This is a genomic window from Flavobacterium sp. SM15 (assembly GCF_022012335.1).
In the GTDB taxonomy this organism is placed as follows: domain Bacteria; phylum Bacteroidota; class Bacteroidia; order Flavobacteriales; family Flavobacteriaceae; genus Flavobacterium.
Genome location: NZ_JAKLTO010000003.1, coordinates 144224 through 159175 on the forward strand (window position 1 = coordinate 144224; position 14952 = coordinate 159175).

Annotated in this window: 14 protein-coding genes; 10 read left to right on the forward strand and 4 right to left on the reverse strand. The window is 37.3% G+C overall.

Annotated elements, in window-relative coordinates; translation table 11 throughout:
• Nucleotides 1-129 precede the first annotated feature (129 nt).
• Nucleotides 130-1032 (forward strand): hypothetical protein, encoded by a 903-nt coding sequence (locus LZZ90_RS06270; protein WP_237789836.1) that lies wholly within the window; start codon nucleotides 130-132, stop codon nucleotides 1030-1032.
• Between the two features lie 699 nt (nucleotides 1033-1731).
• On the opposite strand, the gene LZZ90_RS06275 is transcribed toward LZZ90_RS06270, so the two are convergent.
• Nucleotides 1732-3285, reverse strand: coding sequence for an SDR family oxidoreductase (locus tag LZZ90_RS06275; RefSeq protein ID WP_237789837.1), 1554 nt, complete (start codon nucleotides 3283-3285; stop codon nucleotides 1732-1734).
• Between the two features lie 145 nt (nucleotides 3286-3430).
• Between LZZ90_RS06275 and LZZ90_RS06280 the strand changes: the two genes are divergently transcribed.
• The 8 genes from LZZ90_RS06280 (at nucleotide 3431) to LZZ90_RS06315 (ending at nucleotide 11554) form a co-directional block, all read left to right on the forward strand.
• Entirely contained in the window at nucleotides 3431-4210 is a 780-nt protein-coding gene (locus LZZ90_RS06280) for an O-methyltransferase (RefSeq protein ID WP_237789838.1), read from the forward strand.
• Between the two features lie 35 nt (nucleotides 4211-4245).
• Complete coding sequence (locus LZZ90_RS06285) at nucleotides 4246-4875, forward strand: carbonic anhydrase (RefSeq protein WP_237789839.1); 630 nt, start codon at nucleotides 4246-4248, stop codon at nucleotides 4873-4875.
• A 99-nt stretch (nucleotides 4876-4974) separates the two neighbouring features.
• Nucleotides 4975-5460 carry a DinB family protein gene (locus LZZ90_RS06290; protein ID WP_237789840.1) on the forward strand — a complete coding sequence of 162 codons (486 nt, stop codon included), beginning with the start codon at nucleotides 4975-4977 and terminating at the stop codon, nucleotides 5458-5460.
• 144 nt (nucleotides 5461-5604) lie between these two features.
• A complete protein-coding gene (locus LZZ90_RS06295) occupies nucleotides 5605-6294 on the forward strand; it encodes an ABC transporter ATP-binding protein (protein WP_237789841.1) in 690 nt (229 codons plus the stop codon).
• Between the two features lie 220 nt (nucleotides 6295-6514).
• On the forward strand, nucleotides 6515-7087 hold the full coding sequence (locus LZZ90_RS06300; protein ID WP_237789842.1) for a cob(I)yrinic acid a,c-diamide adenosyltransferase: 573 nt from the start codon (nucleotides 6515-6517) through the stop codon (nucleotides 7085-7087).
• A 142-nt stretch (nucleotides 7088-7229) separates the two neighbouring features.
• Nucleotides 7230-7451, forward strand: a complete 222-nt coding sequence (locus LZZ90_RS06305; protein WP_002986941.1) for a DUF2795 domain-containing protein — start codon at nucleotides 7230-7232, stop codon at nucleotides 7449-7451.
• An 86-nt stretch (nucleotides 7452-7537) separates the two neighbouring features.
• Entirely contained in the window at nucleotides 7538-10897 is a 3360-nt protein-coding gene (gene secA / locus LZZ90_RS06310; protein WP_237789843.1) for a preprotein translocase subunit SecA, read from the forward strand.
• 78 nt (nucleotides 10898-10975) lie between these two features.
• Entirely contained in the window at nucleotides 10976-11554 is a 579-nt protein-coding gene (locus LZZ90_RS06315) for a hypothetical protein (protein WP_237789844.1), read from the forward strand.
• Nucleotides 11555-11579: 25 nt separating this feature from the next.
• Here LZZ90_RS06315 and LZZ90_RS06320 read toward each other — a convergent pair whose 3' ends face one another.
• The 3 genes from LZZ90_RS06320 to LZZ90_RS06330 all read right to left on the reverse strand — a co-directional run bounded on the left by LZZ90_RS06320 (nucleotide 11580) and on the right by LZZ90_RS06330 (nucleotide 13878).
• On the reverse strand, nucleotides 11580-12539 hold the full coding sequence (locus tag LZZ90_RS06320) for a transporter (RefSeq protein WP_237789845.1): 960 nt from the start codon (nucleotides 12537-12539) through the stop codon (nucleotides 11580-11582).
• A gap of 49 nt (nucleotides 12540-12588) precedes the next feature.
• Nucleotides 12589-13386, reverse strand: coding sequence for an MbnP family protein (locus LZZ90_RS06325; protein WP_237789846.1), 798 nt, complete (start codon nucleotides 13384-13386; stop codon nucleotides 12589-12591).
• A gap of 117 nt (nucleotides 13387-13503) precedes the next feature.
• The gene (locus LZZ90_RS06330; RefSeq protein WP_237789847.1) at nucleotides 13504-13878 is read right to left on the reverse strand and encodes a hypothetical protein; all 375 of its coding nucleotides are present in this window, start codon (nucleotides 13876-13878) and stop codon (nucleotides 13504-13506) included.
• Between the two features lie 132 nt (nucleotides 13879-14010).
• On the opposite strand from LZZ90_RS06330, the gene LZZ90_RS06335 reads away from it, so the two are divergent.
• Nucleotides 14011-14946, forward strand: coding sequence for an alpha/beta hydrolase (locus LZZ90_RS06335; protein WP_237789848.1), 936 nt, complete (start codon nucleotides 14011-14013; stop codon nucleotides 14944-14946).
• The last annotated feature ends 6 nt before the right edge of the window (nucleotides 14947-14952 follow it).

The following is a 14952-nucleotide window of genomic DNA, read 5'->3' on the forward strand; positions in this document are numbered from 1 at the left end:
TTGCAAAAATTTTACTGACAAATCAAAAGGCGATTACAGTTTTACAGCTTGTTTATATTTAATAAAAAATAAAGTTTTACGTTTACCAGAATTATACTCTAAGCGAATAAAACCTATAACTCTATCAAAATGAAACTCCTATTAGTAATAATCATTAACCTCTTTATATCAAAAATTTATAGTCAAAATAAAATCATAACCACATACGACGCAACTAAAAACACAGCCATAGAAAATGTGAATTTTATATTTAATGAGGGAACCAAATACCGTTCAGACAAAAATGGCAAGGTGATATTAAAGTCGATTCCTTCTGAAAATCTAACGATTACACATATTGCCTACGATAGCATACCTACTAAAATTTCATTCCTGAGAGATACGGTTTTCTTAAACAAGAAAATCACCAAACTCAATGAGATTCTTATCCCTAAAAAGAAAATAAAAATAATTTACCCTAAAAAATCGGTTGCCAATTTAAATCCCAGAAACTATGGAACATCAGCTCCATTAGATGAAAAAAGCAAATATGCAGTTCATATTCCGAACAATTTGAGTGTTACTTTTTTTATTAAAAGTATTACATTAGAACCCACTGATTTTACGGTTGCTTATTTTAATGAGAACGATAAAATCAAATCCAAACATTATAAAAATCAGAAATACGCTCCTTTTAAACTAAACCTATATACGGTTGATTCTGTATATGGTATTCCCGATCAACCCATTTTTGAGAATGATTTTATTTTAAAATTAGAGGACGGTAAAAAATACGTAACTCTTAAATTGGACAATCAAATAGAAATAAACAATACTGGCTTTTTTATAGTACTTTCCCCCTTGTCAAAAGAAGAATATGAAAACCTGGCTTTTGAAAGAGCTCCTGCTTTTAAACATATTCAAGCAAATAAAGATATTGAATATAAAGTCCTGACAAAAAATGAAAGGGTTGATTACAGCATTTGGAAACAGACACAACGAAGCAAAGATTACAATCAGGTTTTATATTTTGAATTAGAAATAGAATATTAACCACTACTGCTAAAAATAGTTTGAAAGTTTGAGTCTTCGTCGAACTATACAATAGTTCTAGATTAAACTGCGAAAATGACATTGCTCCCCCTAATAATGAGTTAACAGCAAGCGCCATAACGACCGTTAAAACGCTGTGAATTAATCATTAGCAAACTCTAAAAAACTTCCAAGAAATTCTTTAGAATATTTTAACCGCAGGTAAAATTATCATTTCCTCATCTAGATTTATTGCTTGCGCATTTTTATTTATTACTACTTGCTTTTTTTTGATACTGTTTATCAATTTTTTAATACTGCTTATTAATTTTTTAATACTGCTTATTAATTTTTTGATACTACTTATCAATTTTTTGATACTGCTTATCAATTTTTTGATACTGCTTATCAATTTTTTAATACTGCTTATCAATTTTTTGATACAGCTTATCAATTTTTTGATACAGCTTATCAATTTTTTGATACAGCTTATCAATTTTTTGATACAGTGAAAAGAAACTCCTTATTGCATATACTCTTTTGGCACTCTTAACTTTATAATAGAAGTGAAATAACTCAAAGAAGGCAGCCGTTAACAGCGGTTTCATGAAATGGCTGGCACTGGTTCATAATGGCATGAAGTCGGCAGGACATACATAACACAAAAAACCACAGCAAACTAAAAGTCTGCTGTGGTTTTTTATTAAACGTTTATGTGAATTACCAAGCTATCGGCACATAATCTTTTAAAAATTTCCCGCACCAATGTTTTCCGGTATTAATTCCATCAAATAAAGGATCCATAACGCGGGCTGCTCCATCAACAATGTCAAGTGGTGGCTGAAAATCTTCTTCTTCCTGTTTTCGTTTTGCCAATTCAGCCGGATCTTCATCGGTAACCCAACCCGTATCGACTGCATTCATAAAAATACCTTCTTTCGCCAATTCACCGGCAGCCGTATGCGTTAACATATTCAATGCGGCTTTGGCCATATTGGTATGCGGATGACGGGCATCTTTATACCCATAATAAAACTTGCCTTCCATCGCGGAAACATTGATGATGTGTTTTTGGCCGGTGTTGTCTTTCTTCATAACTTCTGCAAGACGATTACACAATACAAAAGGCGCTACCGAATTTACCAATTGCACTTCGATCATTTCCGTGGTTTCGATTTGCCCTAGTTTTAAACGCCAGCTGTTGGTTTTTCTTAAATCGACTTGTTGCAAATCGGCATCCAACTCGCCTTCCGGAAAAACCTCGTTCGTTACTAACGCATTATCAAAAGAGTAAGGAATCTGCGATAATTGAGCCGAAGCCCGAAGTCCAATTCCCGGTTCCGGTCCGTGCCAGGTTACCGGCATATTCTGATTGGAAGAGGCGCCGGAAGTCAATAGTTTCAATTCCTGCAAACAATCGGTATGGTCGAACAATAAATCCTGTACTTGTTTAGGCAATGAAGCAACCGGACGTTCTTCATTCTCCATTAAATGCGTATAAAATCCTGCCGGACGCCTTACCGTTTGGGCTGCGTTGTTGATCAGAATATCCAAACGTCCGTATTTTTGCTCGATAAAATTGCAGAAAATCTCTACACTGGGAATGTGTCGCAAATCCAATCCGTGAATTTTTAACCGATGACCCCATTCCATAAAATCTTCTTCCTGAGCAAAACGCAATGCGGAATCAACCGGAAAACGAGTGGTTGCAACAACTGTAGCTCCGCCACGTAAAAGCATCAGCGTAATATGATACCCGATTTTTAAGCGTGAACCTGTCACTACCGCGATTTGTCCTTTTACATTTGCCGTTTGAAAACGTTTAGCGTAATTAAAATCGCCGCAATCACAACACATCGTATCGTAAAAATGATGCAGTTTGGTAAACGGTGTTTTGCAGACGTAACAATTTCTTGGTGTTTCCAATTCCAATTGCTCTTTATTGGCTAAATCCGCAGCTGCCAATAATTTTGGTGCAATAAAAATACTTGCCTCGCGAGCACTTCGGATCCCGGTTTCTTTTCGAGCAGTTTTGTCTGCATTTTCCTTTTTGCGTTTGGCTACTAACCTTCCGTCCTTTTTTCTGCGGGAAAGTTCCTCTCTGTCTGGTCTGGAGAATTGCCCTGCCGCTTTAATTAAGGCTGTTCGCTGCTCTTTAGGAATATCGAATATTTGATCAGTATTCGTATTTAATTGCGTTAATAGCGCTATGCATTTATCAATTTCTTCCGAAGTTAATGCGTTTGTATTTTCTATTTCATCTTTCGTCTTCATAAAACAAGGTGTCGATTTTGGCGAAACTGCCAAGGCTGCAAATATAGTTTTTAAATCCGGTTTCAACTTTTTACCGTAAAGGATTCCATGTTTCTGAAATGACTTTGTATCTTCGCCTTCTGTTTGTAAAACCTTGTGCACTACTATGCTGTTTCAAATAAAAGCCTACCTGAATTTCCTCTGGCACTCCAAAAACCAACACGGAGTCCATTCGCCGTTTGTGTATTCTTTGGTAACGAAATGTTTTTACGATAAAAAAGTAAAACCGGAATACAAAATACTGAGGGAATACCGCAATGCATTGCTTCGTAACAAAAACACCATTGAAGTAACGGATTTTGGTGCCGGATCAAGGGTTTTTAAATCAAACAAAAGACAAATTTCCAAGATTGCCGAAACCGCAGGAATTACACCGAAACGTGCCGAATTGTTGTGCCGAATCGTCAATTATTTTCAACCCGAAACCATTTTAGAAATCGGAACCTCGTTAGGATTAGCAACTTCTGCCCTTTCACTTGGTAATCCGAAAGCAAAAATCACCACATTGGAAGGCTGTCCTGAAACATCCGGCGTAGCTCAACATCAATTTCAAAAATTTACTTTAAACAATATAGAACCTGTTATAACGGAGTTCAAAGATTATTTTTCAAAAGCTGCGACTGGAAACTGCGACTGGAAACTAATCTACTTTGATGGCAACCATTCCAAACAGGCAACTTTAGATTATTTTGAACAATTACTACCAACCATTACCAACGATACGGTTTGGATTTTCGATGACATTCATTGGTCAGAAGACATGGAAGAGGCTTGGGAAATTATAAAAAACCATCCAAAAGTTACCGTAACCATTGACACGTTTCAATGGGGACTTGTATTCTTTCGTTACGAACAAGAAAAAGAACATTTTATCATCCGAATCTAGGTTTTTAGTACCTTTGAAGTACTAAAACAACACCGATGAACATCGAACAAATCTTTGAGAACAATCGTCACTGGATTTCCCAAAAACTGCAGGGCGATCAGAATTATTTTGAAAATTTATCTAAAGGTCAGTCTCCCGAATTTCTTTATATTGGCTGTTCCGACAGTCGTGTAACTGCTGAAGAACTCATGGGCTTAGCCCCCGGTCAGGTTTTTGTTCACCGCAACATCGCCAACATGGTCCCTAACACCGATTTGAACTCGATGTCGGTAATTAATTATGCCGTTCAGCATTTAAAAGTTAATCACATTGTAGTTTGCGGTCATTATGGTTGTGGAGGCGTAAAAGCGGCCATGCAGCAATCGGATTTAGGCATTTTAAATCCTTGGCTGAGGAATATTCGCGATGTGTACCGCATCCACAAAAAAGAATTGAATGCCATTGTAGACGAAGAAAAAAAATACGAGCGGCTAACAGAACTCAATGTTCAGGAACAGTGTATTAACATCATAAAAACTGCAGATGTTCAAAAAGCATTTCATGAGCGTGGCTTAAAAGTTTATGGCTGGATTTTCGATATTAAATCGGGAAAACTGATTGATTTGGAAATCGATTTCAACGAAATACTCAAAGATATCACCGAAATATACAAGATAACCTTCTAACAAATTCATTTACAGAATTTTAACAAATAAATAACACCTCCAAAAAACATAATCGACAGTTAAATTGGTAACTTTAATAGCTAATTAAAAACTGTAATTATGAACATCAGCGATTTATTAATCCCCGAATTACATCACGAAGTAGCCTTAACCGAAAAATTTTTACGCAGGATTCCTGAAAACAAATTTGACTGGCAACCGCATTCCAAATCAATGAATGTAAAACAATTAGCCAGTCATTTAGCAGAAATTCCAAGTTGGATTTCCGGCACGATGGATATGGATGAGATGGATATGGGAGGCTATACACCCCCAATGTACAATTCGGTCGATGAAATGGTAAATGTTTTAAAAGAAAATGCCAAAAACGCTGAAATTTCATTAAAAAAGGCAGACGAAGAATACCAGAAAAACTGGAAAATGACACAAAACGGGCAAACCTTAATGGAAATGCCTAAATATAATGTGTTGCGCAGCATGGTGCTAAACCAACTACCGCATCACAGGGCTCAATTGGGTGTTTATTTACGATTACTAGACGAGTCAGTTCCATCCAGTTATGGCCCATCGGCAGATGAGCAATAGCTCATCGTCATATCATACTTTTTTTATTGCTCCCCGTTCGTTTCACGGGGAGTTTTTTTTATCGTGTAACAAACTGTAAAAATTTTCTACTTATATCCGTATAAAAATCCGTTTTTGTACTTTTAAGAACTGAAAATTAGCACCATGTCACAAGCGATTATTGATATCAAAGGAATTACACGCGACTTTCCACTGGGAAACGAAACCGTATATGTTTTAAAAGGAATTGATTTACACATTAACAAAGGGGAATATGTAGCCCTGATGGGACCTTCCGGTTCCGGAAAATCAACTTTGATGAACATTTTGGGCTGTCTCGATACCCCAACAGCCGGAAGTTACGTATTAAACGGAAAAGATGTCAGCCAAATGCAGGATGACGAACTAGCTGAAATCCGTAACAAAGAAATCGGATTCGTATTCCAAACCTTCAACCTTTTGCCAAGAACTACTGCTTTAGACAACGTTGCTTTACCTATGGTTTATGCCGGACATGGTAAAGAAAGCCGCAATGAAAGAGCAACAACAGTTTTAACCCAAGTTGGCCTATCCGACCGTATGGATCACAAACCTAACCAACTTTCTGGTGGTCAGCGCCAGCGTGTTGCCGTTGCCAGAGCTTTGGTGAATCATCCTTCCATCATTTTAGCCGATGAGCCAACCGGAAACCTGGACAGTAAAACCTCTGTGGAAATCATGAACCTTTTCGACGAAATCCATGCCAACGGAAACACCGTAATTCTGGTAACCCACGAGGAAGATATTGCCAAACACGCCCACCGCATTATCCGTTTAAAGGATGGTTTAATTGAAAGTGATAATCCGAACAGATAGCTAAAATTTTCTGTCTCAAACTCAAATTATCTAAACTAACTCGTTCCTGTAAGCTTTTTTAGTTGGAGCGAAAGGCCTGGGCTTACCTCTAAACCTTATTCCCGCCATCCGCTGTACTTCGTGCCGCTGCTGTCGGGGCTAAAGAGTTTTTGTCTTTTGTACTTGGAAACTCCTTAAAAAACTCGGAACTTAGCGACTTTGACACTAAGCACCATTAATTATGAAGGTATATACCAAAACCGGTGATAAAGGAACCACTGCCCTTTTTGGCGGAACCCGCGTTCCCAAACACCATATCCGCATAGAAAGTTATGGCACTGTTGATGAATTGAATTCCTATATCGGCTTAATTCGCGATCAGGACATCAATCCCTTATACAAAAATGTTTTAATTGAAGTGCAGGATCGTTTATTCACTTTAGGCGCAATTCTGGCCACTCCCCCGGAAAAAGAAGTGCTCAAAAACGGGCAACAACGTTTAAACATCAACCGTATTGCTCCGGAAGACATTGCGCTTTTAGAAAACGAAATTGACACTATGGACACCGCTTTACCTCCAATGACGCACTTCGTATTGCCAGGTGGTCATACTACTGTGTCATATTGTCATATTGCACGCTGTGTATGCCGTCGTGCCGAGCGTTTAGCCACACATTTAAACGAAATCGAGGTCATCGACGAGTTGGTTTTAACCTATCTGAACCGACTTTCTGACTATCTTTTTGTCTTGGCACGAAAGTTGTCCTTAGACCTGAACGCGGATGAAGTGAAATGGATTCCTCGTAAAAATTAATTTAGCAAGATATTTACAGTAAAAAACTGAAAATCAAAAGACTAAAGAAACGTTCTTAACTTTTTTTAAAATAAAACGAATTTTACTTGATTTTTTCAGTATAAAATTTATTTTTGCATAAAACTATTAATCGATATTAACGATGTATTGGACATTAGAATTAGCATCTTATTTAAGCGATGCTCCGTGGCCAGCCACAAAAGACGAACTTATCGACTATGCGATTAGAACCGGAGCTCCTTTAGAAGTAGTGGAGAACCTTCAGTCAATAGAAGACGAAGGAGAAATCTACGAATCAATGGAAGAGATTTGGCCGGACTATCCAACAGACGAAGATTATCTTTGGAACGAGGATGAGTATTAAAAAATAAACACATCGAAAAAGTCTCAAATGAGGCTTTTTTTTTGTGTAAATTTGCAGACATTATTTGAATATAAACCAACAGAATTATGAGTTTCATAAACAGCATATTAAAAGCCTTTGTGGGCGATAAATCCCAAAAAGACGTAAAAGCGATTCAGCCGATTATTGCCAAGGTAAAATCTTATGAAAGTGCTTTAGCGGCTCTTTCCAACGATGAGTTGAGAGCTAAAACAACTTACTTTAAAGAACAGATTAAAAACGCTAGAGCCGAAAAAGACTCTAAAATCGAGGCTTTAAAACAAGAAGTTGAAACCATCGACAACATCGACAAAAGAGAAGATATTTATGCTGCCATCGATACGTTGGAAAAAGAAGCTTATGAAATCTCTGAAAAAGTACTAAACGACATCCTTCCTGAAGCTTTTGCTGTAGTAAAAGAAACGGCACGTCGTTTTAAAGAAAACACTCAAATTAAAGTAACTGCAACTGCTAAAGATCGTGAACTTTCTGCTGCTAAAGCCTATATCACTATTGAAGGTGATAATGCAATATGGGCAAACTCTTGGGATGCTGCAGGAAAAGCCATCACTTGGGATATGATCCACTACGACGTTCAGTTAATTGGCGGTACCGTTCTTCACCAAGGAAAAATTGCTGAGATGCAAACCGGGGAAGGTAAAACCTTAGTAGCAACACTTCCTTTATACTTGAATGCTTTGACAGGAAACGGAGTACACCTTGTAACGGTGAACGACTACCTTGCAAAACGTGACAGTACTTGGAAAGCACCTTTATTCGAATTCCACGGAATGACTGTAGATTGTATCGACAATCACCAACCAAACACCGATGCAAGACGTCGCGCTTATAATGCAGACATCACTTACGGAACCAACAACGAATTCGGTTTCGACTACTTGCGTGATAACATGGCGCATACACCAGGTGAATTAGTACAAAGAAAACACAACTACGCCATTGTCGACGAGGTGGATTCAGTATTAATTGACGATGCACGTACACCGTTAATCATTTCCGGACCGGTACCTCAGGGTGACCGTCACGAATTCAATGAGTTAAAACCGAAAATTGAAAACTTATATAGCCTTCAACGTCAATTAGCCAATAACTTCTTAACGGAAGCAAAACGCCTAATCAAAGAAGGAAATACTAAAGACGGAGGATTCCAATTATTAAGAGCTTACCGTTCTTTACCTAGAAATAAAGCACTAATCAAATTCCTTTCTGAAGAGGGTGTTAAACAAATTCTTCAGAAAACGGAAAACGAATACATGCAGGACAACAACCGTAAAATGCCACAGGTTGACGAAGCTTTGTATTTCGTAATTGAAGAGAAAAACAATCAGGTAGAATTGACCGACAACGGGATCAAATTCTTATCTAAAGATACTTCAGACGATTTCTTCATCTTACCAGACATCGGAACAGAAATTGCAAACATTGAAAAACAAAACTTTTCCAAAGAACAGGAAGCGGAAGCCAAAGAAATCTTATTCCAAGATTTTGGAGTAAAAAGCGAGCGTATCCATACCTTAACCCAGCTTTTAAAAGCGTATACTTTGTTCGAAAAAGATACGGAATACGTTATCATGGACAACAAGATTTTAATTGTTGACGAGCAAACAGGTCGTATCATGGACGGACGTCGTTATTCTGACGGATTGCATCAGGCGATTGAAGCAAAAGAGAACGTAAAAATCGAAGCTGCAACTCAAACCTTTGCGACCATTACCCTTCAGAATTACTTCCGTATGTACAACAAATTAGGAGGTATGACCGGTACTGCAGTTACTGAGGCTGGCGAGTTCTGGGAAATTTACAAATTAGACGTGGTGGAAATTCCAACCAACCGAGGAATTGCCCGTAAAGATAAAGAAGACTTAATTTACCGCACCGTTCGTGAGAAATTCAACGCGGTTGCTGAAGATGTTCAACAATTGGTTGCAGAAGGCCGTCCGGTACTAATCGGTACGACTTCGGTAGAGATTTCAGAATTATTGAGCCGTATGCTTAAAATGAAAGGAATCCAACACAATGTATTGAACGCAAAATTACACAAACAAGAAGCGCAGATTGTTGCTGAGGCTGGTAAACCAGGAGTCGTAACTATCGCAACAAACATGGCCGGTCGTGGAACCGATATCAAATTGACTGACGAAGTAAAAGCTGCCGGAGGTTTAGCCATCATCGGTACGGAGCGTCATGATTCGCGTCGTGTAGACCGTCAGTTACGTGGTCGTGCTGGTCGTCAGGGAGATCCGGGAAGTTCACAGTTTTATGTGTCTTTGGAGGACAACCTAATGCGTTTGTTCGGATCGGAACGTGTTGCTAAAATCATGGATAGAATGGGTATCAAAGAAGGAGAAGTAATTCAGCATTCTATGATGACCAAGTCTATCGAAAGAGCACAGAAAAAAGTAGAAGAGAACAACTTTGGAGTTCGTAAACGTTTGTTAGAATATGATGATGTGATGAACGCGCAACGTGAGGTAGTTTACAAGCGTCGTCGTCATGCTTTACACGGAGAACGTTTAAAAGTAGACATCGCTAACATGATGTATGATTTAGCAGAACTAATCGTTGAAAACAATAAAGTAGCTAAAGATTTCAAGAACTTCGAATTTGAGTTGATCCGTAATTTCGCCATCGAATCTCCGGTTTCAGAAAGTGATTTCAACAGACTTTCAGAAGTGGAATTGGCCGGAAAAGTTTACAAATCGGCTTTAGAAACTTATGAAAATAAACAAAACCGTAATGCAAAAGAAGCGTTCGCTGTAATTAAAAATGTTTACGAAAACAATAACGGACAATTCGAACGTATTGTAGTTCCTTTCACCGACGGAATTAAATCACTTAACGTGGTAACCGACCTTGAAAAAGCCTACACCAGCGAAGGAAAAACGTTATTGACTGATTTCGAGAAAAACATCACTTTGGCTATCGTGGATGAAGCTTGGAAGAAACACTTACGCAAAATGGACGAATTAAAACAATCCGTTCAGTTAGCCGTACACGAACAAAAAGATCCGTTATTGATCTATAAATTCGAAGCCTTCAACCTGTTCAAAAACATGTTAGACGGTATCAACAAAGAAGTAACTTCGTTCTTGTTCAAAGGAGATTTACCATCACAAAATACAAGTGAGATTCAAGAAGCAGAAGAACTTCCAATGCACGAAGAATATACCACTTCAAAAGAAGAGGTTTTGAATACCGATGAAATCGCAGCAAGAAACCGTGAAGCAGGACAAATGCAACACGAACAGCATCATGTAACAGAAACTATTGTACGTGATGCCCCGAAAATCAACCGTAACGACAATGTGACCATTAAGCACGTTATCAGCGGAAAATCGGAAACGATGAAATACAAAAAAGCAGAAGCACTTTTAGCTTCCGGTGAGTGGATTATCGTAAACGAGTAAGCCATAAACTTTAAATAATTGATCCCCAATTGCAAATGTAATTGGGGATTTTTTTATATTTATGTAAAATTGTATGGTATGCGACTAAAAATTACCTTTTTATTGTTGCTTTTTTCGGGAGTTGTACTGGCTCAAAATCTGGATGATTTAAAAAAAGACACTAAAACCCTTTACGAAGCCACCTACAACATGGCTTTTGAAACCATACTTGATTATACGCATCCAACTGTTTTCAAACTTGTTAAGCGTGAAGACATGTACACCATGCTCGACACCGCTTTTCAAAACGATGCTTACCGTCTTCGTTATGTTTACACTACACCTCATTTTAGTTATTCAGAAATAAGCAGTTTCAATAACAGCCACTATTGTGTAATCACCTATGAAAACGCCATGAGGATTACTTATGAAAACAAAATAGAAAGCGAAGAATCACAGAAAAAAATAATGGCTACACTTCAAAAAAATTTCCCTGATGCCAGTATTCGCTTTGAAAAAGACCGCAATGCTTTTTATATTGTGAAGAACGACAAATTATTGGCCATTTCAGACGATGAAACCAATGGTAAATGGAAATTCATGAACGTAAATCCTAACTACAAAGAATTGCTTGAAGCGGTAATAACCGAAAACGTCAGAAAGCAGCTCGGACTATAAAAAAGCCTCTTTCGAGGCTTTTTTATCACAAACTGTAATTCAAATGTAAGCTCCAACGATAGGATGCTTCTACTCTACCTCCGGTCAGGTTTTGATTAATTGGAAGCATTGCATTTGCCCCAAAAGACAATTTATCCCTACCAATTTCAAATCCAAATTTACCAAAGATTACATCGCCATTTGTATTACGAACCTTTTCACCGTACTGATAATTAAAGGCATATACTTCACCGGCCAATCCTAATTGAGGGGCAACGGAATATTCATTTTTTTCCCAAAGATAAAAGAGTGTGACTGCGTAATTTGTTTGATTTCCAAATCGATACTTCTTTTCATTTTCGGTTTTAATAATGTAATTCAGCATGGTATTCAAACCTATTTTTTTATGTTTTATAACATATTCCAAAGTTAAAAGATAGTCCCAACTTCCGGTTCCCAACTGAAAACTCGGGTTAACACTTCCGTTATTGGCCGCATCAAACTTTCCGGTTGGAGCTTTAATTCCTCCGCCTAGTTGCAGCGTATGAACAAAAACCGTACTGTCTTTATGCGTTTGATATAATCGATACATTCCAATAAATGTAATGTCACCCAAACCGGAAATCAACTGACTTTCGGCAAAAGTTTTCCTTGAATTAAAATGATAAGGAGCCAATACGGAAACCTGAACATTTTTAACAACCGGAATTCGGGCCCAAAGCTGAATCGTATTAAAATTTTCATCATGCCAAACCGAATTCGTATAGAGTTTATCATTACTACGGTACCGCTGATTAAAATAGCGAATCCCAATAAAATTTGAATTTAACATGGACGAAAAACCCATGCTTCCACCGCTGGCAGAACATCCGCAGGCATCACAATCGTCTTCTAACAAAAAAAAATGCTTTTTAAAAGGATTAACAAATGCGGTACTGTCAATTACCGATGCCGATGCTAATTGAAAACCAATCAACAGCACCAAGACTAAATAGTTTTTTTTCATCTATTTAAGTATCATATCACCGTCAATTTTACAATCGACTGTGATAATTTTAATCGTTATGAACATGGTTTACCGAAAACATTTCCTGTAGGTTTGCTGTAATTAGTGAAACGTTGTTTCCACTCATAATCATTGCTCCCATTCCTCCCGCAGTATTATCGGAAAGTTTTATTTTATTGGCTCCGTCAATGATTTTATTCACGTCGGCCATGATGTGAATTTCCGGCGTTATTTTAGTTCGCACTAACGCTTTGTCTGGCATACTCAATGTGATTTCAGTATAGTTATAATTGGAAGCGGTTTTTCCGGTATGTACCATAAAAGGAGTATCGGAAGAAACTGTGTTTGAGGTAAATGTTCCTTCGAAAGCAATAAATTTATAACCTGCATCCCAAGAGCCTAACATATCAGCCGCTTCAGCCTGAGCCAAAAAATCCCCTTGACCTGTTGCGCCTAAATTGTATTGTGCCTGATCCACACCAATTCCAAATTTAATCTGTGTATAATTTCCAACCGGAACATCCTGAAGCTCCAAAACACGTTTGGTTTCATCAGATTCATCAACTATGAAATAACTTTGGTTTTTCGGATACACAAAAACAGTTCCGTCTTCCTTGGTTAAAACAATATTGCTCACGATGTATTTGATCTTCCCTATTTTTAGATTTTCCCCTTGAGAAGTAGTATTTAGCTGATTATTCAACGTTAAATCTGCACCGGAAAAAATGTTATCAAATTCAACTTCCAGTTTTCCTTTCTCGTTAGAATTCAAGATAGTTTCATCGTTATTACATGCCACCAAAGTAATAAGCACAGCCATAAAGGCAATTAAGTTTTTAAATTGCATTGTATAAATTTTTATTAATTAAAGTATATAAGGATTGGGTTCGGAAACCCGAACAATAAATTCGCAGCGTTCTGTCAATCTTGCAAAAGCAAAATCGAGAATGCTACCAAAAAGACTTTAAGAAATAAAACTCGGCGGATGAAAAACAAAAGAAGCAACCTGATGAAAATACAAGTTATTATAAAGAGTATTGTTCTTTTTAGAAATTGGAAAACAAACAGTTGTTATTTCAAATGCTTTGATTTCCTGAACAAACAGAGTTTCGTGTTCGTGAAAGGAAGATTTTTTACCCGAAGATATTGGATTTTCGCTTTCGGAAGCTTTGGCCATTTCTTTCATTAAATGACATTTTCCGTTACATTTCATCTGCGGTTTGGCCTTGTTTTCACAAAGCTCTTTTACAATATAGTCGTAATTTATAACATATTCTAAAACGGGCAGCACCGGCTTCAGAATAAAAAAGAAAACTACGATTATTATGGCTTTTTTCACCTTGCAAAAGTAACCGCAAAATTTAAAATCCAACAGGTTTTTAGCGATTTCTTTTTTTTAAAAACACTAAAAAGTTTATCAATATTTTCTTATTTTTACTACACACTGTTTTCTTCATTAAAAATACTGCGGATGTTTTTTACTCTTAAAATAAGTCGATTTGTGATTTTCGGTTTTTTGCTGTTTTTCATATCCTGTAAAACAATTGAGATACAAGAAAAAAACGCATTCCGAGACTCAAAATACAATTACGATTTTTACGAAAAACAACTTGAACATTCAAAGCTTTCTCAAGAAAATAAAAACCAACTCCACTCCATTCTTTATGATTTGGTAAAAACCGATAAAACCGAAATCGTTACCAATGATTCCATTGCAATTCGCCGTGATTTTTTTAAACCAAACGATTCAATCAAACTCGAATATTTTGAATTTACTCCCAAGAATTATAAAAAGTCAGGCTTGTTTTTCTTAGGAAACGGCTCCACAATTTTGCGCGTTTTTAACGAGTTGAAAGAAATGGCCATTGCTTCTCAAACCCAGATTTATGTTTTAAACTATCGTGGTTACGGCAAAAGCGAAGGCGAACCTTCCTTTAAAACCGTTTTTAAAGACAATCAGGCCTTTTTAAATTTGATCCAAAAAAGCAATAAAATTGATTTTGTTATCGGGTATTCCTTAGGAACCGTCTCGGCAACCTATCTTGCTACTGACAATAAAATAAACGAATTAATATTGCTCTCGCCAATTTCCAATGCACGTGAATCTATTTCAGTGATAAAAAAAAGACAGACCCGAGGTGTTAAATCGGTAGTTCGACCCTTTATAAAATTAACCATGCCTGAGTATTTGGCCGATTTATCAAACAATGAAAAAATAAAAGCCTACAAAGGAAAAGTAATAGTCATGCACTCAAAAGACGATGAAACACTGCCCTATTCCATGGGATTGGGAGTTTACAGAAGTATCACTTCCCCTAACAAAGAATTTATAAGTCTGGAGCATGGCGGACATAAAGCTCCCTTCGAGCAAAGCAACTGGAACATGATCATCGACCGTTTGAAATAGCGGAAC